Raw genomic sequence first — 18009 nt, forward strand, 5'->3', positions numbered from 1 at the left:
TATTAGATCAAAGTCCTGGCTGAGAGGCCAGGACTTTGTCATCAGTCTGTAAGGCCGCGCAAGCGGCCTTTTTTACGTACGAAGCGCGGGTTTAGAACGCGTAATTCAGGTTTACGCCGTACAGCCAGGCCTTGCCTTCAGAGCTGTAGGTATAAGTGTTTACCCCCACGGGATCCGATTCGCGGATGGTGACTTTCTTACCGTGCATATAGGAAACCCCGACGTCCACGGACGCGTCTTTATTAAAGGCGTAGGTGGTGCCGGCGCTCAGCCAGAAACGGTCCTGATCCGGAATGGAGACGGAGCGCTTGTCGGCGGGAACCGGGCTGTCGTCAAAGGCGATGCCGCCGCGGAAGGTCCAGTTATCGTCATGGTAATAGGTGGTGCCCAGGGCGATACGGTAGGCGTCGCGGAAACCTTCTTCTTTCTGGAATAGCGTCCGCCCATTATTACCCGTCGCTTTTAGCTCCTGGAACTGGCTCCAGCTGGTGTAGGCCAGGCTGTAATGCACCGCCCACTTGGGCGCCACGCGATGGTAGGCCGACGCTTCCCACATTTCCGGCAGATTCAGCGTCAGTTTGCCGGGAATGGTCGCTCCGCCGGTGCCGCCGATGGCGACAGGGATGTCGTTGCTGTAATCGCCGTTAAAATCGATATCGACTTTGGAACGGTAGGTCAGGCCGTAGCGGTTGTTTTCATCCACTTCATACAGAATGCCGGCGTTCCAGCCGTAGCCCCACTCTTTTCCCTCCAGACGAGAGATTTCGGAGGAGGACTGTAAACCAAGCGCCGGCGCCAGTTCCCCCGCATGGCGAACGATTTTCGCATCGGCATATACCGCATTCACCCCGAGACCAAAGCTGAAGTGCTGATTCAGGCGATACGCGGCGCTCAGGTTCAGGTTGGAGGTCACTAGATCGGTTTTGCCGCCGATGGAGCCCGCGACGTAATTGTCGTTGAATTCCGTCGCCAGACCGTAATTGGTCACGGCGGAAGCGCCGATGGCCCACCGATCGTTAAGCGGCATAACAAAGTGCAGGTTCGGCACCCAGGCATGGGGCGCAATGTTTTTGGCATCGGCGTTTTGGCCGGATGAGCTTGAACCGTTCAGATCGATATCCGGGTTGATATAGGTCACGCCGCCGGAGAAAGAGGGACGATCAAACAGGGTCATGGTCGCCGGGTTACGGCTGCCGGAGGCGGCGTTATCCGCGATGGCGCCTTCACCGGAAAACGCGCGTCCCAGACCTGACGATGAGTATTCGTTTAGCTGGAAGCCAGCCGCGGACGCGTTTGCTGAAACCAGTGCCACTGCAACAGCAATTGCGGATTGTTTTAACCGGTTTTTTTGGCTCATGACCAAAACCTCTTTATGTGCTCGTGAGTTAACTTTGTTACATGAGGTAACAAGGGACGCGCATTGTAGGGGGCGCTCTCAATCTGGCAAATCGGACCAGTTGCCAAAGTATATGTGGGGAATATTTAAATGTTACTTACATGTAGTTAAAATATGTCTTAATTGATACAGAAATAAGATCTGCTTAACATTTTGGTTGATTTCAAAGGCGAGAATTAGCGAAATTTTACCCTGCTATAACAATGGAATGTGACGGTTCTCACTAAATGCCGCGGCGGGCAGTAAGTTCTAGTGCTGAACTGATCCGGTGAGTAGAATAGAGCGGAAAGTAAGCTTTTTTGAACCGGCTCATAGCTGCTGTACAGATCTCTGCCGTATGAGGAAGGAATGATGACAAACGCCATAAACAAATGTTCTGCCGAAGAAACCGCTGCCTGCTGCTGCGTGGATGTTGGCACGGTGATGGATAACACCGATTGCACCGCGTCTTACAGTAAAGTCTTTACCGATCGGGCCGAGGCTGAGGCCACGCTGCAGGCGCTGACGGATAAAGCCCGTTCGGTGGAGTCGGATCCTTGCCAGATCGACAGCCGGCTGGAAAGCGTGGACGGCGGCGTGAAGCTGGACATTGACTTCACCTTCAGCTGCCAGGCTGAAACGATGATTTTCCAGCTCGGGCTGCGTTAAGCGGCCTTGCTTCAGGCGCGCCGCGGTAGTCGGCCGCTAAATTTCCTGGTGCGGGAAGTCGGCATGCCCGCAACCTGAAAGCGGGCGGGTATATTGATGCCCGCCCGTCGGATTCTCCTCTCGCAACACGCCATTCTCCCGCAATATTCTCACTCTCGGCGACGCCAGGCGCGGCCCTCTGCTTTAGCCGTCAATTGCAATAGGATAGCTATTTTTATCACTGGCAGATAATTCTGTGATTCTATTTAATTTCAAGATTATCGTTCGCTAACAGGTTGCAAAGATGAGCACAGTGAATACCGCCCGCCACCGGGCACAGATTCAGTCCCATATTGAACGCTGCGCTCAGCGCTATCTGCGGGTCAGCCATCAGATTCACGCCCGGCCGGAAATCGGCAATCAGGAATATTTCGCCGCCGAAACGCTGGTCGACGTGCTGCGTGAGGCGGGATTTGACATCATCCAGAACGTCGCCGGGCACGAAACCGGGTTTATCGCCCGCAAAGGGGAAAGGCATAGCGGGCCGCGCATTGGTTATCTGGCGGAATATGACGCGCTGCCGGGGCTGGGCCACGCCTGCGGTCATAACCTGATAGGCACCGGCAGCGTGGCGGCGGCCGTTGCCTTGTCGCAGGTTATCGATCAGACGGGAGGCGAGGTCTGGGTCTTCGGCACGCCGGCGGAAGAAGGGGGGCCGAACGGCAGCGCCAAGGGCAGCTTTGCCGACGCCGGCCTGTTTGACGATATCGACGCCGCGCTGATGATCCATGCTTCCGGTAAAACCCAGCTGACGTCCGCCAGCCTGGCGGTCGATCCGCTGGATTTTCATTTTACCGGGCGGGCGGCCCACGCCTCGGCGTCGCCGGAGGAGGGCGTTAACGCTCTGGATGCGGTGATCCAGCTTTTTACCGGCATCAACGCGTTGCGCCAGCAACTGCCCGGCGATGTGCGCATCCATGGCATTATCACCCATGGCGGCGATGCGCCGAACATTATCCCCGAGTATGCCGCCGCGCGCTTTTATATCCGCGCCTCGACCTGGCAACGCACGCTGGCGGTAAGCGAAAAAGTCCGGGCGATAGCGCAAGGGGCGGCGCTGGCTACCGGCGGTACGGTAAGGATCGAGCGTTTTCAAAACGCCATCAAGGATCTGATTATCAACCGCACGCTGGATGAGGTGGTGGGCGCGGAGCTGAGCGCGCTGGGTGAACAACTGTCCGACCAGCCGCGTCGCGGTCTGGGCTCCACGGATGCCGGCAACGTGAGCCACGTCGTACCGGTAAGTCACTGCTATATTAAAATCGGCCCGGACGATCTCGTCGGCCATACGCCGGCTTTTCGCGAGGCGTCGGTCTCCGAACGGGGCGACCATGCGCTGTTGATTGCCGCGCAGTCGCTGGCGTTGTCCGGCTATCGTCTGCTGACCGAACCGTCGTTGCTGGCGGCGGTGAAAGCGGATTTTCAGCGCACGCACTAGCCGGCCGGACGTTTCCCCTCTCATTTTGCCTCGCCGCGGTTTGCGTAATGTAACTATCTGGTTAACAATCAGATCAGGTCTGACCTGTTGGGCGCAGGCTCGATTTTTTTCAGTTAACAAGGGAGCGTTTATGAGCGAGGTGTTACCACTGATAACCCGTCGTGGCGATCGCGTGGCGATTGTCGGCGGATTACGTACCCCGTTTGCCCGTCAGGCGACGGCCTATCATGGCGTGCCGGCCGTGGACATGGGAAAAATCGTGGTGAATGAGCTGCTTATTCGCACCGGCATCGATCCCGAACTGATCGACCTGCTGGTTTTCGGTCAGGTGGTGCAAATGCCGGAGGCGCCCAATATCGCCAGGGAAATCGTGCTGGGAACGGGGATGAGCGTGCATACCGACGCGTACAGCGTATCCCGCGCCTGCGCCACCAGTTTTCAGGCGGTGGCCAACGTGGCGGAAAGCATTATGGCGGGCGTCGTCGAAGTGGGGATTGCCGGCGGGGCGGACTCATCCTCGGTGCTGCCGATCGGGGTGAGTAAACGCCTCGCCGCAACCTTGGTCGATATCAGCAAAGCCCGCACGCTGCGCCAGCGCCTTAAACTGCTCGCCCGGCTGCGCCCCAGGGATTTGCTGCCCGTCGCCCCCCCGGTGGCGGAATACTCCACCGGCCTGCGCATGGGCGATACGGCGGAACAAATGGCGAAAACCTACGGCATTACGCGGGAAGAGCAGGACGCGCTGGCGCATCGCTCGCATCGTCTGGCCGCCCGCGCCTGGCAGGAGGGGCTGCTGCGCGACGAGGTGATGACGGCGTACGTGCCGCCTTACCGGCAGGCGCTGGCCGAGGATAATAACGTGCGTCGCGACTCGGCGCCGGAGCATTATGCCCGCCTGCGGCCGGCCTTTGACCGCAGGCACGGCAGCGTAACGGCGGCCAACAGCACGCCGTTGACCGACGGGGCGGCGGCGATTGTGCTGATGAGCGAATCGAAAGCCAAAAGTCTGGGGATTACCCCGCTGGGCTATCTGCTCAGTTATGCCTTTAGCGCCATCGGCGTGCGGGAGGATATGTTGCTGGGACCGGCTTACGCCTCTCCGCTGGCGTTGGCGCGGGCCGGGGTGGCGTTGTCCGATCTGGCGCTGATCGATATGCACGAAGCCTTTGCCGCCCAGACGCTGGCGAACCTGAAAATGTTCGCCAGCGAGGATTTCGCCCGCCGCCGACTGGGGCGGCCGGCGCCGCTGGGCGAGGTGGAGATGGAGAAATTCAACGTGCTCGGCGGCTCCATTGCCTACGGACATCCGTTTGCCGCTACCGGCGCCCGGATGATTACCCAGACGTTGCACGAACTGCGCCGCCGCGGCGGCGGGCTGGGGTTGACCACCGCCTGTGCGGCGGGAGGACTGGGCGCCGCAATGGTACTGGAGGTGACGCCATGAACGATAGGCAACCGTTATCCGCATCCCTTGCCGAGGCTTCGGCTTTTTCCCTCGCTATCCGCCCGGACAATATCGGCATCGTCACCATTGACGTGCCGGGAGAAAAGGTCAATACGCTGAAAAGCGAATTTGCCGAGCAGATCGTCAAGGTTATCGAACAGGCTCAGCAACATGCGGCGCTGCGCGGGCTGGTGCTGGTGTCCGCCAAGGCGGATTCGTTTATCGCCGGCGCGGATATTGCCATGCTGGACGGCTGCGCCAGCGCCGAACAGGCGCAGGATCTGGCCCGAAAGGGGCAGGAAACCTTTGCCTATATCGCCGCGCTGCCTTTCCCGGTGGTCGCGGCGATTCACGGCGCCTGTCTGGGCGGCGGGCTGGAACTGGCGCTGGCCTGCGATTACCGCCTGTGTTCGCTGGATGAAAAAACGCTGCTGGGGCTGCCGGAGGTCAAGCTCGGCCTGTTGCCCGGCTCCGGCGGCACCCAGCGCTTACCCCGGCTGATCGGCGTCGGGCCGGCGCTGGATATCATCCTCACCGGGCGCCACGTCCGCGCCGCGCAGGCGCTAAAACTGGGGCTGGTGGACGACGCGGTGCCGCACAGTATTTTGCTGCAAACGGCGCTGGAGACGATCAGGCAGGGTAAGCGTAAAGCATCGCCGCCGGACTGGCGCGCCCGCCTGTTGGCGAGCCCGGCGATCCGGCCGCTGTTTTTCAATATCGTTAAGCGCAAAACGCGAGCCAAAACGCACGGCAATTACCCGGCGACGGAGCGGATAATTCAGGTGATTCGCCGCGGAATGGAAAAAGGCGCGGCCGAAGGCTACCGGCTTGAGGCCCGCGCCTTCGGTAAGCTGGTTATGACGCCGCAGTCCGCCGCGCTGCGCAGTCTGTTTTTTGCCTCGACGTCGTTAAAAAAAGAGTCCGGCGGCGCTGCGGCGCCCCCCATCCGCCGGGTGGGGATTCTGGGGGGCGGGCTGATGGGCGGCGGTATCGCCAGCGTCACGGCGGTGCGCGGCGGCTTGCCGGTGCGCATTAAAGATATTGATGAGCAGGGCATTAACCGTGCGCTGAACTACAGCTGGCAACTGCTGACCAAACGGGTGGAACGCCGGCGTATGCCGCCTGCCGAGCGGCAACGCCTGATGAGCCTGATTTCCGGCAGCACCGATTACCGGGGATTCGAACAGAGCGACATGGTGATTGAAGCGGTGTTTGAGGATCTGTCGCTGAAACGGCAGATGGTGGCCGAGGTGGAGCGCCATGCCGCGCCGCATACCATCTTTGCCTCGAATACCTCGTCATTGCCGATTCACCAGATCGCCGCGCAAGCCCTGCGCCCGCAGCAGGTGATCGGCCTGCATTACTTTAGCCCGGTGGATAAAATGCCGCTGGTGGAAGTGATTCCGCACGCGCACACCAGCGCCGAAACCATTGCCGCCACGCTGGCGCTGGCGCGAAAACAGGGTAAAACGGCGATTGTGGTGGCCGATAGCGCGGGCTTTTACGTTAACCGTATCCTGGCGCCCTACGTTAATGAAGCCGCCTACTGTCTGCTGGAAGGCGAACCGGTGGAGTCGATCGATTATGCCCTGGTGCGCTTTGGTTTTCCGGTCGGCCCGTTGACGCTGCTGGATGAAGTCGGCATCGACGTCGCCACTAAAATCGTACCGGTGCTCGGTCAGGCGTTCGGGGAGCGTTTTATCCCGCCCCCCACCTTTGACGCCGTCCTGAAGGATGGCCGTAAAGGGCGTAAAAACGGCAAAGGGTTTTATCGCTATAACCGGAAACGCTATTTCCATTGGCGGCATAAGGCCAGAGAGGTGGACGCTTCCATCTATCCGCTGCTGGACGTGACCCCGAAAGCGCATCTCGACCCGGCGCTGATCGGCCAGCGCTGCGTGATGCTGCTGCTGAACGAAGCGGCCCGCTGTCTGGATGAAAAGGTGATCCGCAGCGCGCGCGACGGGGATATCGGCGCGGTGTTCGGCATCGGTTTTCCCCCGTTTCTCGGCGGTCCGTTCCATTATATGGATCGCCTTGGCATCGCCACGGTGGTAAAAACGTTGCAGGTATTGCAGCAGCAGTATGGCGACAGGTTTGCGCCCTGCGAAGCCTTGCTGGCCATGCGGGACGGTCAGCGGCGGTTCTACCCGCTACCGGACGAGGTTGCGCCGTCGGCGCTTCCGCCCGGCGATGCGCCGGTCGACGCGGGTTAATGATTGACGCCCAGCCAACAACTAAGGTAGAAAGTGCGCTTTACCGGACGGTTAAATTTACATCAGGGAGCGGCGATAACGGTTTTCGTGATAGCCTGTATCGTCCTGCTTCAGCGTGTGCTTATACAACGACTGATTGCTTTATAAGCCTTTTAATTACGATATGTTCGTCAAATAGCGGTGTGATATGCAAGTTTTGATTATGCGTCATGGCGATGCGGTACCTGATGCGGCCAGCGACGCGCAGCGGCCTTTGAGCGCGCGCGGCTATGATGAGTCGCGCAAGATGGCAAGCTGGCTGAACAACCAGCAGCTGGATATTGATCATATTTTGGTCAGTCCTTATCTGCGCGCCCGGCAAACGCTGGAGGCGATCCGGGGGCTATTGCCCTTGCCCGAGGGGGATGAATGCCTGCCCGAGCTCACCCCCGGCGGCGATGCCGGCTTTGTCGGCAGCTATCTGCAAGCCCTGGCCAAAGAGGGGACGGAAGCGGTGCTGGTCGTCTCGCATCTGCCGTTGGTCGGCTATCTGGTCGCGGAGTTGTGTCCCGCTGAAAACGCCCCCATGTTCGCCACCTCCGGCATTGCCTGTGTGAGCATTGATGCCCCATCGGGGCGCGGCGTGTTTGACTGGCAGGTGAGTCCGGCGCAGCTGGCGCTGAAGAGGTAATCGCCGCCGCGCCGACCTCCCGCCGCCCCGGCTAGCCGAGCGACGGCGCCTCCAGCGCCACCAGTATCAGCAGCGCGGCGTCGCCGCCGAACTCCTTGGGCGCCTGATGGAAAGCCAGCACGTCCGGGTGCTGCGCCAGCCACAGCGGCGTCTGCTGTTTCAGAATGCGTTTGCCGTGGCCGTGCATCACGCAGGCGCAATAAACGTGTTCCCGGCGGCAGGCGGCGAGCAGCGCGCCCAGCTCCTGTTTCGCCTGCAACTGCGTCAGGCCGTGCAGGTCGAGAAACAGTTCCGGGGAGTAGTCGCCCCGCCGCAGTTTTTTCAACTCGTAATGGCTGGCGCCGGGGCGCACGTAGCGCGTCGGCCCCTCGCTTTCCAACTGCGGCTGAAATTCGTCCGAAAAGTAAAAGCTGGCGTCGGCCTGCTCCCGCAGCGCCCGCCGGGGAGGCAGTTCGCCGGTTTTGGGACGAACCGGCTTATGGACATAGGTATCCTGGCGTAATTTTTTAGCGCCGGAGACTGAAGTACGAAAAAGCTGCAATTCTTCGTCGTTCAGCGAATATTTATTACTCATTGGCCGCTCACTCCGCATCAATATCCGCTCAGTTTACCTTTTCTCTTGGCGGCTGCTAAATAAAAGTCGGCGCAACCTTTAGTTCCGCCGGTTATATCTGCTGATTTGTCGCGGGCTTCATGGCAAACTATGCCCTTCTTACTTTGAGTAACAGCGCCAATTTCCATTCAGATGTGTCTGCGGAGGACAAGCTTGGACAAAATTTTCGTCGATGAGGCCGTCAGCGATCTTCATACCATTCAGGATATGCTGCGCTGGGCGGTCAGTCGGTTTAACGCAGCCAATGTCTACTATGGTCACGGCACGGATAATCCCTGGGACGAAGCGGTACAGCTGGTGCTTCCCAGTCTGTTCCTGCCGCTGGACATTCCTGAGGATATGTATACTTCCCGCCTGACGTCCAGCGAGCGTCATCGTATCGTCGAACGCGTTATCCGCCGGGTAAACGAGCGCGTCCCGGTGGCTTATCTGACCAACAAGGCCTGGTTCTGCGGGCTGGAGTTTTACGTTGACGAGCGGGTTCTGGTGCCGCGTTCGCCCATCGGCGAACTGATCGGCAATTATTTCGCCGACCAGTTGCCTAAAGCGCCAGGCCATATTCTGGATATGTGCACCGGCAGCGGCTGTATCGCCATCGCCTGCGCCCAGGCGTTTCCGCAGGCGGAAGTGGACGCGGTGGATATCTCCGACGATGTGCTGGCGGTGACCGAGCAAAATATTCAGCAACACGGCGTGGAATACCGCGTCACCCCGATTCGCTCCGACCTGTTTCGCGATCTGCCGGCTATTGCGTACGACCTGATCGTCACCAATCCGCCTTATGTGGATGAAGAGGATATGGCGGATCTGCCGCAGGAGTTCCGCTATGAACCCGAACTGGGATTGGCGGCGGGCAGCGACGGCCTGAACCTGGTGCGCCGCATTCTGGCGAGCGCGCCGGATTACCTCAGCGACGACGGCGTGCTGATTTGCGAAGTGGGCAACAGCATGGTGCACCTGATCGAGCAATATCCCGCCATTCCGTTCACCTGGCTGGAATTCGCCAACGGCGGAGAGGGCGTGTTTACGTTGACCAGGTCTCAGCTAATTGATTGTAAAGAATATTTCAGCATTTACCGCGACTGATTCGCGATGGTTAACCCTATCTGTATAGGCTAAGGAGTTGTGATGGCAGGAAACAGTATCGGGCAGTTTTTCCGCGTCACCACATTTGGTGAGTCCCACGGAATCGCCCTGGGCTGTGTTGTTGACGGCGTACCGCCGGGGATCCCGCTGACGGAGGCGGATCTGCAACAGGATCTGGACCGGCGTCGTCCGGGAACGTCGCGCTACACCACTCAGCGCCGCGAGCCCGATCGGGTGCGTATTCTTTCCGGGGTGTTTGAAGGCGTTACCACCGGCACCAGCATTGGTCTGCTGATCGAAAATACCGACCAGCGCTCGCAGGATTACAGCGCCATCAAGGACGTTTTCCGCCCCGGCCACGCCGACTACACCTATGAACAAAAGTACGGCCTGCGCGACTATCGCGGCGGCGGGCGTTCTTCCGCCCGGGAAACCGCGATGCGCGTCGCGGCCGGCGCGATAGCGAAAAAATATCTGCAACAGCGGCACGGCGTGAAAATTCGCGGCTATCTGTCGCAAATCGGCGAGATAACCTGCGAATTGAAAGACTGGGATCTGGTCGAGCAGAATCCGTTCTTCTGTCCCGATGCCGACAAGCTGGAAGCCTTGGATGAGCTGATGCGGGCGCTGAAAAAAGAGGGCGATTCCATCGGCGCCAAGGTCAGCGTGGTGGCGGAATCCGTTCCCGCCGGGCTGGGCGAACCGGTGTTCGATCGCCTGGACGCCGATCTGGCGCACGCCCTGATGAGCATCAATGCGGTGAAAGGGGTGGAGATTGGCGACGGTTTTGCGGTAGTCGCCAGGCGCGGCAGCGAAAACCGCGATGAGATTACCCCGCAGGGTTTCCAGAGCAATCACGCCGGGGGGATTTTGGGCGGCATCAGCAGCGGACAGCATATTGTGGCGCATCTGGCGCTGAAGCCCACCTCCAGCATTATGGTGCCGGGGCGAACCATTAACCGTCAGGGTGAAGCGACGGAAATGGTGACCCGCGGACGTCACGATCCCTGCGTGGGGATCCGTGCGGTGCCGATCGCCGAGGCAATGATGGCGATCGTGTTAATGGATCACCTGCTGCGCCAGCGCGCGCAGTGCGGCGATGTAGCAAGTCAGGTTCCCCGCTGGTAAAAGATGATGAAAAAAGGGTTTATCGGGGTTATCGCCCTGGCGCTCAGTGCGTCAGGGTGGATGCAGACCGGGTGGGCGAAAACCCCCTGGCAGGAAATGACGCACCCGGTGGCGGGCGCGCCGCAGTCCATCGGCGGCTTTTCCAACGGCTGTATTATCGGCGCCCAACCGCTGCCGCTGCAATCGCCTGATTATCAGGTGATGCGCGTCGATCAGCGACGCTATTTCGGTCACCCCGATCTGCTGGCGTTTATTCATCGCCTGAGCGCCAATGTGAAACGCCGTACCGCCGCCAATGTGTTGATTGGCGATATGGGCATGCCGGTGGGAGGGCGTTTCAGCAGCGGCCACGCCAGCCATCAGTCCGGTCTGGATGTCGATATCTGGCTGCAACTGCCCAAACGGCGCTGGAGCGAGCAGCAGCTGATTAAACCGCAGCCTATCGATCTGGTTATGACCAACGGGCGTCAGGTTAATCCGCGCGTCTGGCAGCCCGAAGTGACCACGCTGGTGAAACTGGCGGCGCAAGACCATGACGTGACGCGAATTTTCGTCAACCCGGCGATAAAAAAACAGCTGTGCGCCGAGGCCGGTCAGGATCGCGACTGGCTGCGCAAGGTGCGCCCCTGGTTCGGGCATCGCGCGCATATGCACGTTCGCCTGCGCTGTCCGGCGGATAGCCTGGAGTGTCAGGAGCAGGATTCGCCGCCCGCCGGCGATGGCTGCGGCGCGGAGTTGACCAGCTGGTTCCAGCCGCGTCAGCCGGGGCATGAGTCGCCGGTCAAAACATCGCCGCCACCTTTACCTCCGTCTTGTCAGGCTCTGCTCGACAGACATTTCGTCGCGGAATAACGCATGGACTGGTTTGTCGTCGGGCCGGAAATATTGGTCATTTTGTTCTTCGTCGCCGTGCTGGCCGGGTTTATCGACTCCATCGCCGGCGGCGGCGGGCTATTGTGCGTGCCGGCTTTGCTGGCCGTCGGGCTGTCGCCCGCCCAGGCGCTGGCGACCAATAAGCTGCAATCCGTGGGCGGTTCGTTTTCCGCCAGCCTCTATTTTATCCGTCGCCGGGCGGTCCGCCTGGGCGAACAGAAGCTGGCCATCGCCTTAACCTTTGTGGGCTCAACCTTTGGCGCCTGGCTGATTCAGCAGATCCACGCCGATTTTCTGCGCCAGCTGCTGCCGCTGCTGATTATCGGCATCGGGCTCTATTTCCTGCTGTCGCCGAAGATCGGCGATGAGGATCGTCAGCGCCGCCTGTCCGCCGTTCCCTTTGCGATTATCGCCGGCTGCGGCGTCGGATTTTACGACGGTTTTTTCGGCCCCGGCGCCGGATCCTTTTATGCGCTGGCGTTCGTCACCCTGAGCGGTTTTAATCTGGCCAAGGCCACCGCTCATGCCAAAATCCTCAATTTCACCTCCAATTTCGGCGGGCTGCTGTTTTTTATGCTGGGCGGGAAAGTGGTATGGGGGCTGGGACTGGTCATGCTGGCGGGGCAGTTTATCGGCGCGCGTCTCGGCGCCAAAATGGTGCTGAGCAAAGGCCAGAAGCTGATTCGTCCCATGCTGGTGATCGTCTCCGCCATTATGAGCTGCAAACTGATTTATGACAGCCACGGCGGCGAGATCGCCCGTTGGCTGGGACAATTTTTCTGATGACGGTGAGTAATATGGGTTGCCATCACTACCAGCAACTGATCGATATCTTTGCCGCCTGCTTCAGCGAGGAGTACAACACGCGGCTGGTTAAAGGCGACGATGAGCCAATCTACCTGCCGGCGGACGAGCAGGCGCCGTACCACCGGATTATCTTCGCGCACGGTTTTTACGCCAGCGCGCTGCATGAGATTTCCCATTGGTGCATCGCCGGCGAGCAGCGGCGCCTACAGGTCGACTTCGGCTACTGGTATTGCCCGGACGGACGCGATGCGCAGACGCAGTCCCGCTTTGAGGACGCGGAAATTAAACCGCAGGCGCTCGACTGGCTGTTCTGCGTCGCGGCGGGTTTTCCGTTCAACGTAAGCTGCGATAATCTGAACGGCGACGGCGAACCGGATCGCATTGCTTTTCAACGTCGGGTCCATGCGCAGGTGATGCACTATCTGCAGCAGGGGATCCCGCCGCGGCCGGCGCGCTTTATTCATGCGTTACAGACGTTTTACCATACGCCGCCGCTGACGGCGGCGAGCTTTCCGTATCCCGCCGACCTCTGCTGAGCGGCGCGGAAAACAGTTTAACCGAGGATGATAAATGATCGCAGAATTTGAGGCGCGTATTCTGGCGCTGATTGATGACATGGTGGAGCATGCCAGCGACGATGAACTTTTTGCCGGCGGGTATTTGCGCGGTCATTTGACGGTGTCGGTGGCGGAAGCCGAAGAAAATGGCGAACACACGCTGGAGGCTTTACATGCGCGAGTCAGCGACAGCATTGATAAAGCGATAAAAAACGGCGAGCTTTCCCCGCCGGATCAGATCCTGGTCAACCGCATGTGGGATAATTTATTCCAGCAGGCGCGGAGCCGGCAAACGCACTAACTTCCCCTAACCCTGCCCGCCCAGACGCGACGACGATCGCCGCGCCTGGGCTTTCGTCCGGTCAAACCGGTCGCCCCTTGAGCAATTTTCTGATCCAGAATCGATTAGGGTTCAGCGCCTCCAGCGCGTCGCCATCCAGCGGCAGGGGTTCGCCGTAAATCTGCGAGGCCAGAATCTCCGCCGCCAGCGGGGCGGAGCAGAGTCCGCGCGACCCCAGCGCGCCGATGATAAACAGGTTGGGGTAGACCGGAGCCGGCGGCAGGTTTTGCGCGTCGCGCCGCTGCGGCGACAGATGCCGGTAACAGTCCAGCGTCCGCTGATAGTCGGCGACCGCGCCCACCAGCGGCAAATGGTCGCGCAGCGCGCAGCGCACGCCCTGGCGCGCCTGACGGCCGCTGATATCGATCTGCTGCGCCCATTCCGCCCGCGGCAGGCAGTTCAGCAGACGCCGGCGATTTTCCTGCTGTTCATCGTCCCGGTAGCCGGTGGCGCTATCGCCGCGCTGATAGCTGGCGCCGATGCAGTGTTCCTGATGCCGCGGGCTGATCGGCGTCAGATAGCCGTCATAGCAAAGCACCTGTTTCAGCCGCCGCAGCGCCGGGGTGGTCGGAATATGGCTGACCTGGCCGCGCACCGCATAGCACGGCAGATGGCGGGTTTGCGGCCAGTCCGCCAGCGCGTGCCCGTTGGCGAGAATCAGCGTGGCGTGCTCAGCCTGTTGCCGGCCGTTGAGCGTCAGTCGCCAGCCGGCGGCGGTTGGTTCCAGCGCGGTGACGGCGGCGTTCATCCGTAGCGTCAGCCCCTGTCGCCGCGCCAGCTCCAGCGCCGAGGCGGTCAGCTCCGCCGGGCACAGCCAGCCGCCGTCGGGGTAGGTAACGCCGCCGGCGCCCAGCGTCAGGCCGTTCACCTCTTCAAGCTGCCGCGCCGTGGCGCCGAAAACCAGCTCAGGCGGCCACGCGCCCTGTAAAATCTGCGCAACCTTGCGGGCGCTTTTTTCGTCATAGGCCAGTTGGCTGACGCCGCACCACTGATGTTCAAAAGCGACGCCCTGCGCCGCCAGTTCGTCATACTGGCGGCGGGCGAAGGTGAAGGCGGCGGCGAAGAAGCGCGACAGGGCGTCGTGCCTGTCGTTCAGCAGAGGGTAGAGCGCGCCCTGGCGGTTGCCGGACGCGCCCTGCGCCGGTTGTTGGTCGGCGCAGTACAGCGTCACCCGCGCGCCGCGTCGCTGCAGGGCCAGGGCGGTCAGCACGCCGGCGATGCCGCCGCCGATAATGGCGATATCGTCGGTTGCCGCGGCCGGCGGCCGGGCATACCAGGGGGCGGCGGACGGGGCGGCGATGCCGTCGGGAAGATAGCCGCTCAGCATTTCGCGTTTACGGCCGAATCCTTTGATTTTACTGACGCTAAACCCCGCCTGCCGCAGCCCCCGGCGCACGAAGCCGGCGGAGGTAAAGGTGGCGAAGGTGCCCTGATCCCGGCCAAGGCGCGCCATGGCTTGAAACAGGTTATCCGTCCACATGTCCGGGTTTTTGGACGGCGCGAAGCCATCGAGAAACCAGGCGTCGACCTGATGATGCAGCGAGTCGTCCAGCGTGGGCAGCAGCGCGTTGACGTCGCCAAACCACAGGTCGAGCGTGACGCCGCCCTGGGCCAGAATCAGACGGTGGCAGCCGGACAGGGGCAACGGCCATTGCCGTCGCAATTCCGCGGCGTATGCCGCCAGTTCCGGCCATTGGGCGTGCGCCGCGGCCAGATCGTGCCGCCGCAGCGGAAATTTTTCAAAACTGATGAAATGCAAACGACGCAGGGGCGCGTTGGGATGTTGGGTGCGGAAGGCATCGAAAGCCTGCCACAGCGTCAGAAAATTCAGCCCGGTGCCGAAGCCGGTTTCCGCCACCACGCAGTTTTCACGCGCGTGGGTGAGAAAACGTTCGGGAAACCGGTTGCCCTGTAAAAACACGTAACGGGTCTCCGCCAGCCCATCCTGATTGGAAAAATAGACGTCATCAAACTGTTGCGATACAGGTGTACCCTGTTCGTTCCAGCTCAACGACGCATGTTGAACGGGGCGGTTATTCACGGCAAATGACTCATTATTCAGGCGGTGCGGCGATTTTAACGGTCCGCCCGCCGCGGAGCAAATTTAGCAACACTTCGTCTGATCGGACTTGTTCAGCGTACAACTGTACGCTAAAGTGCGTTGCGAAATCCCAAACTTTATAAGTGGAAGAGGTATTGAATGAAACGTGCAGTGATTACTGGTCTGGGGATCGTATCAAGCATAGGTAATAACCAGGAGGAAGTTCTGGCATCTCTGCGGGAAGGCCGCTCGGGTATTACTTTTTCTCAGGAGCTGAAAGATTCCGGCATGCGTAGTCACGTCTGGGGTAACGTTAAACTGGACACCACAGGCCTCATCGATCGCAAAGTTGTGCGCTTTATGAGTGATGCATCGATTTATGCTTATCTGTCTATGGAACAGGCGATTAAAGATTCCGGGTTAAGCGACGATCAGGTTTCCAACGATCGTACCGGTCTGATCGTCGGGTCCGGCGGCGGTTCTCCGCGTAATCAGGTTGTCGGCACCGACGGCATGCGGGCCAAAGGGCTGCGCGGCGTGGGTCCCTATATGGTCACCAAGTCCATGGCTTCGGGCGTTTCCGCCTGTCTGGCGACGCCGTTTAAAATCCGCGGCGTCAACTACTCCATCAGCTCCGCCTGTGCGACCTCCGCGCACTGTATCGGCAACGCGGTGGAGATGATCCAACTGGGTAAACAGGATGTGGTATTCGCCGGCGGCGGCGAGGAGCTGTGCTGGGAAATGGCCTGTGAATTCGACGCCATGGGCGCGCTGTCCACCAAATATAACGAGACGCCGGAAAAGGCTTCCCGTACCTATGACGCCGATCGCGACGGTTTCGTTATCGCCGGCGGCGGCGGCATCGTGGTGGTTGAAGAGCTGGAACATGCGCTGGCGCGCGGCGCGCGCATCTACGGCGAAATCATCGGCTACGGCGCGACGTCCGACGGCGCGGATATGGTCGCTCCCTCCGGCGAAGGCGCCATGCGCTGCATGAAGATGGCGCTGCAGGACGTGGATACCCCGATTGATTATATCAACACCCACGGCACCTCCACCCCGGTTGGCGATGTGAAAGAGCTGGGGGCGATCCGCGAAGTGTTCGGCGACAATGTTCCGGCCATCTCCGCCACCAAAGCCATGACCGGCCACTCGCTGGGGGCGGCGGGCGTGCAGGAAGCGATTTACACCCTGCTGATGCTGGAGCACGGCTTTATCGCGCCGAGCATCAACGTGGAAACGCTGGATGAGCAGGCGATCGGGATGAACGTCATCACCGAGCCGACGGAGCGCAAGCTGACCACCGTGATGTCGAACGGTTTCGGTTTCGGCGGCACCAACGCCACGCTGGTGATGAGAAAGTTCGAGCGGTAACCACGCGTCGATCGTCAGCCCGCGTCAGGCGGGCTGAGAACGTACCCCCGTTGCGCCCTGCCTGCAGGGCGTTTCCTTTTCCGCCGCGGGCGAAATCAGAATACCACCCATAACAGAAATAGCGCCACGCCAACGCCGGCGATGGTCCAGAACATCGATTTCTGGAATAACGCCGGCCAGTTAAGCGGCAATGCGGCGATAAGCGGGTTCAGCAGCGGCTGCGGCGCCGTCCAGTCGGTTTCCTGCGCGCGCTGTATGCGCTGGGTGAACAGGAAGGTGAGCGCCTCGCTAAGCTGCATCGGCGCCAGCGGCGTCTGCCATCCGGCGTTAAAACGGTTCTGCATATAGTCCAGCAGCATTTGCTGCTCCTGGGTAGTGAGCGGCTGCGGCAACGCCGCCTGCAGCGTCGCAATCGCAGTCTGCGCGGCGGCGGTCTGCGGCAATATGGAGGCCGCGTTGGCCGTGCCGGCTGCCGGCTGGGCGGCGTTCGCCGCAGGTTGATTCGGCGCGGCATCGGGGGCGAGGGTTGTCGGCGCACCCTGCGGTAAAGGCGGCGGTAAAGCGGTCGGCAACTGCTGCAACGACGCCTGCGTTTGCAGGAACTGGGTCAGCAACGGCAGATTTTTTAGCGGAATCGCCTCCCTGGAATGGAGGTTCTGCATCGTCATCAGCGTGGTCCAGATTTTTGCCGGCTGGTCGCCGCTCTGTGACGCCAGACGGGTGACCAACTGGTTCAGGCTATGCTGCTCGGCAGGCGAAAGGGAACGTTCAAGCGGGTTGGCAGCGGAGTGCGGCTGGGTGGACGCCGCATTAGCGGGCGCCGTCGGTCCGGGTTGCAACAGCGTCACCACCTGTTGCAGTTGCGCTTTGTTCAGTGAGCTCAGCGTGGTATGGCCGAATTGCTGATGGATAAAATCACTGACCACCTGTCGGTTATTCCCCTGGGTGAGCAACTCCGTCACCCGTTGCATCAGCTGCTGGCGGGCGCCGTTATCCTGCGCTTGCGTCTGGGTTAAGCGCGTTTGCAACTGCTGCTCCGCCGGCTGATAGTGGCGTGAGGTCAACTCGGCGTTTTCCTGTAGCCCCAGCCCTTGCTTCACGCTGCTCCAGACTTCGCTCGCTTTTAACGTGCCGAGCGCGACGATTTTAACCATCAGGTTTTCAAGCGTGGCGCGCTGTGCGGGCGTCAGCGGCGCATCGCCGCCGTCAGTCCCCGGCGTATTGGCCGCCGGTGAAGTAGCCTGCGGACTGACAGCGCGATCGCCGGGCAGTGGGGCTCCTGGGCCGCTTACAGGTTGCATACCGATTATCCTCACCGCTGCTAATGGGGCCTGACGAT

General features: G+C 60.6%; 17 protein-coding genes. 12 read left to right on the forward strand and 5 right to left on the reverse strand.

The window, feature by feature from the left end:
• Positions 1-91 precede the first annotated feature (91 nt).
• Entirely contained in the window at positions 92-1357 is a 1266-nt protein-coding gene (fadL, locus tag DDT56_RS10410; protein ID WP_136166385.1) for a long-chain fatty acid transporter FadL, read from the reverse strand.
• 390 nt (positions 1358-1747) lie between these two features.
• Between fadL and DDT56_RS10415 the strand changes: the two genes are divergently transcribed.
• The 5 genes from DDT56_RS10415 to sixA all read left to right on the forward strand — a co-directional run bounded on the left by DDT56_RS10415 (position 1748) and on the right by sixA (position 7851).
• Positions 1748-2044, forward strand: coding sequence for a YfcZ/YiiS family protein (locus tag DDT56_RS10415; protein ID WP_136166561.1), 297 nt, complete (start codon positions 1748-1750; stop codon positions 2042-2044).
• Between the two features lie 283 nt (positions 2045-2327).
• Positions 2328-3521, forward strand: coding sequence for a M20 family metallopeptidase (locus tag DDT56_RS10420; RefSeq protein WP_136166386.1), 1194 nt, complete (start codon positions 2328-2330; stop codon positions 3519-3521).
• 130 nt (positions 3522-3651) lie between these two features.
• Complete coding sequence (gene fadI, locus DDT56_RS10425) at positions 3652-4965, forward strand: acetyl-CoA C-acyltransferase FadI (protein ID WP_136166387.1); 1314 nt, start codon at positions 3652-3654, stop codon at positions 4963-4965.
• Positions 4962-7181 carry a fatty acid oxidation complex subunit alpha FadJ gene (fadJ, locus tag DDT56_RS10430; protein ID WP_136166388.1) on the forward strand — a complete coding sequence of 740 codons (2220 nt, stop codon included), beginning with the start codon at positions 4962-4964 and terminating at the stop codon, positions 7179-7181. The genes fadI and fadJ overlap by 4 nt, the downstream gene beginning before the upstream one ends.
• Positions 7182-7368: 187 nt before the next feature.
• Positions 7369-7851, forward strand: a complete 483-nt coding sequence (gene sixA / locus DDT56_RS10435) for a phosphohistidine phosphatase SixA (RefSeq protein WP_136166389.1) — start codon at positions 7369-7371, stop codon at positions 7849-7851.
• 31 nt (positions 7852-7882) lie between these two features.
• Here sixA and smrB read toward each other — a convergent pair whose 3' ends face one another.
• Both smrB and DDT56_RS24385 read right to left on the reverse strand, forming a co-directional pair.
• Positions 7883-8425, reverse strand: coding sequence for an endonuclease SmrB (gene smrB / locus DDT56_RS10440; protein WP_136166390.1), 543 nt, complete (start codon positions 8423-8425; stop codon positions 7883-7885).
• Between the two features lie 17 nt (positions 8426-8442).
• Positions 8443-8592, reverse strand: a complete 150-nt coding sequence (locus tag DDT56_RS24385) for a hypothetical protein (protein ID WP_168197605.1) — start codon at positions 8590-8592, stop codon at positions 8443-8445.
• Between the two features lie 25 nt (positions 8593-8617).
• Between DDT56_RS24385 and prmB the strand changes: the two genes are divergently transcribed.
• From prmB to DDT56_RS10470, 6 genes are read left to right on the forward strand one after another with little or no spacing between them, the layout of a single operon-like run.
• Entirely contained in the window at positions 8618-9550 is a 933-nt protein-coding gene (gene prmB, locus DDT56_RS10445) for a 50S ribosomal protein L3 N(5)-glutamine methyltransferase (protein ID WP_136166391.1), read from the forward strand.
• Positions 9551-9592: 42 nt separating this feature from the next.
• Complete coding sequence (gene aroC / locus DDT56_RS10450; RefSeq protein WP_136166392.1) at positions 9593-10678, forward strand: chorismate synthase; 1086 nt, start codon at positions 9593-9595, stop codon at positions 10676-10678.
• A gap of 6 nt (positions 10679-10684) precedes the next feature.
• On the forward strand, positions 10685-11530 hold the full coding sequence (gene mepA, locus DDT56_RS10455) for a penicillin-insensitive murein endopeptidase (RefSeq protein WP_136166562.1): 846 nt from the start codon (positions 10685-10687) through the stop codon (positions 11528-11530).
• Between the two features lie 3 nt (positions 11531-11533).
• The gene (locus DDT56_RS10460) at positions 11534-12334 is read left to right on the forward strand and encodes a sulfite exporter TauE/SafE family protein (RefSeq protein ID WP_136166393.1); all 801 of its coding nucleotides are present in this window, start codon (positions 11534-11536) and stop codon (positions 12332-12334) included.
• 14 nt (positions 12335-12348) lie between these two features.
• Complete coding sequence (locus DDT56_RS10465; protein WP_168197610.1) at positions 12349-12894, forward strand: elongation factor P hydroxylase; 546 nt, start codon at positions 12349-12351, stop codon at positions 12892-12894.
• A gap of 34 nt (positions 12895-12928) precedes the next feature.
• Positions 12929-13216 (forward strand): YfcL family protein, encoded by a 288-nt coding sequence (locus DDT56_RS10470; RefSeq protein ID WP_136166395.1) that lies wholly within the window; start codon positions 12929-12931, stop codon positions 13214-13216.
• A 61-nt stretch (positions 13217-13277) separates the two neighbouring features.
• Here DDT56_RS10470 and mnmC read toward each other — a convergent pair whose 3' ends face one another.
• Complete coding sequence (gene mnmC / locus DDT56_RS10475) at positions 13278-15296, reverse strand: bifunctional tRNA (5-methylaminomethyl-2-thiouridine)(34)-methyltransferase MnmC2/FAD-dependent 5-carboxymethylaminomethyl-2-thiouridine(34) oxidoreductase MnmC1 (RefSeq protein WP_136166396.1); 2019 nt, start codon at positions 15294-15296, stop codon at positions 13278-13280.
• A gap of 159 nt (positions 15297-15455) precedes the next feature.
• On the opposite strand from mnmC, the gene fabB reads away from it, so the two are divergent.
• The gene (gene fabB / locus DDT56_RS10480; RefSeq protein WP_136166397.1) at positions 15456-16670 is read left to right on the forward strand and encodes a beta-ketoacyl-ACP synthase I; all 1215 of its coding nucleotides are present in this window, start codon (positions 15456-15458) and stop codon (positions 16668-16670) included.
• A 95-nt stretch (positions 16671-16765) separates the two neighbouring features.
• Here fabB and flk read toward each other — a convergent pair whose 3' ends face one another.
• Entirely contained in the window at positions 16766-17971 is a 1206-nt protein-coding gene (gene flk / locus DDT56_RS10485; RefSeq protein WP_136166398.1) for a flagella biosynthesis regulator Flk, read from the reverse strand.
• Positions 17972-18009: the final 38 nt, after the last annotated feature.

Origin of the sequence: Brenneria corticis (assembly GCF_003115855.1) — a bacterium.
Classification (GTDB): domain Bacteria; phylum Pseudomonadota; class Gammaproteobacteria; order Enterobacterales; family Enterobacteriaceae; genus Brenneria; species Brenneria corticis.

Coding starts and splice junctions, on each gene's coding strand:
- aroC (WP_136166392.1), top strand. CDS start 9,593: ATGGCAGGAAACAGTATCGGGCAGTTTTTCCGCGTCACCACATTTGGT.
- mepA (WP_136166562.1), top strand. CDS start 10,685: ATGAAAAAAGGGTTTATCGGGGTTATCGCCCTGGCGCTCAGTGCGTCA.
- fadL (WP_136166385.1), bottom strand. CDS start 1,357: ATGAGCCAAAAAAACCGGTTAAAACAATCCGCAATTGCTGTTGCAGTG.
- DDT56_RS24385 (WP_168197605.1), bottom strand. CDS start 8,592: ATGGAAATTGGCGCTGTTACTCAAAGTAAGAAGGGCATAGTTTGCCAT.
- DDT56_RS10460 (WP_136166393.1), top strand. CDS start 11,534: ATGGACTGGTTTGTCGTCGGGCCGGAAATATTGGTCATTTTGTTCTTC.
- DDT56_RS10465 (WP_168197610.1), top strand. CDS start 12,349: ATGGGTTGCCATCACTACCAGCAACTGATCGATATCTTTGCCGCCTGC.
- fabB (WP_136166397.1), top strand. CDS start 15,456: ATGAAACGTGCAGTGATTACTGGTCTGGGGATCGTATCAAGCATAGGT.
- smrB (WP_136166390.1), bottom strand. CDS start 8,425: ATGAGTAATAAATATTCGCTGAACGACGAAGAATTGCAGCTTTTTCGT.
- fadI (WP_136166387.1), top strand. CDS start 3,652: ATGAGCGAGGTGTTACCACTGATAACCCGTCGTGGCGATCGCGTGGCG.
- DDT56_RS10415 (WP_136166561.1), top strand. CDS start 1,748: ATGACAAACGCCATAAACAAATGTTCTGCCGAAGAAACCGCTGCCTGC.
- flk (WP_136166398.1), bottom strand. CDS start 17,971: ATGCAACCTGTAAGCGGCCCAGGAGCCCCACTGCCCGGCGATCGCGCT.
- DDT56_RS10470 (WP_136166395.1), top strand. CDS start 12,929: ATGATCGCAGAATTTGAGGCGCGTATTCTGGCGCTGATTGATGACATG.
- DDT56_RS10420 (WP_136166386.1), top strand. CDS start 2,328: ATGAGCACAGTGAATACCGCCCGCCACCGGGCACAGATTCAGTCCCAT.
- sixA (WP_136166389.1), top strand. CDS start 7,369: ATGCAAGTTTTGATTATGCGTCATGGCGATGCGGTACCTGATGCGGCC.
- fadJ (WP_136166388.1), top strand. CDS start 4,962: ATGAACGATAGGCAACCGTTATCCGCATCCCTTGCCGAGGCTTCGGCT.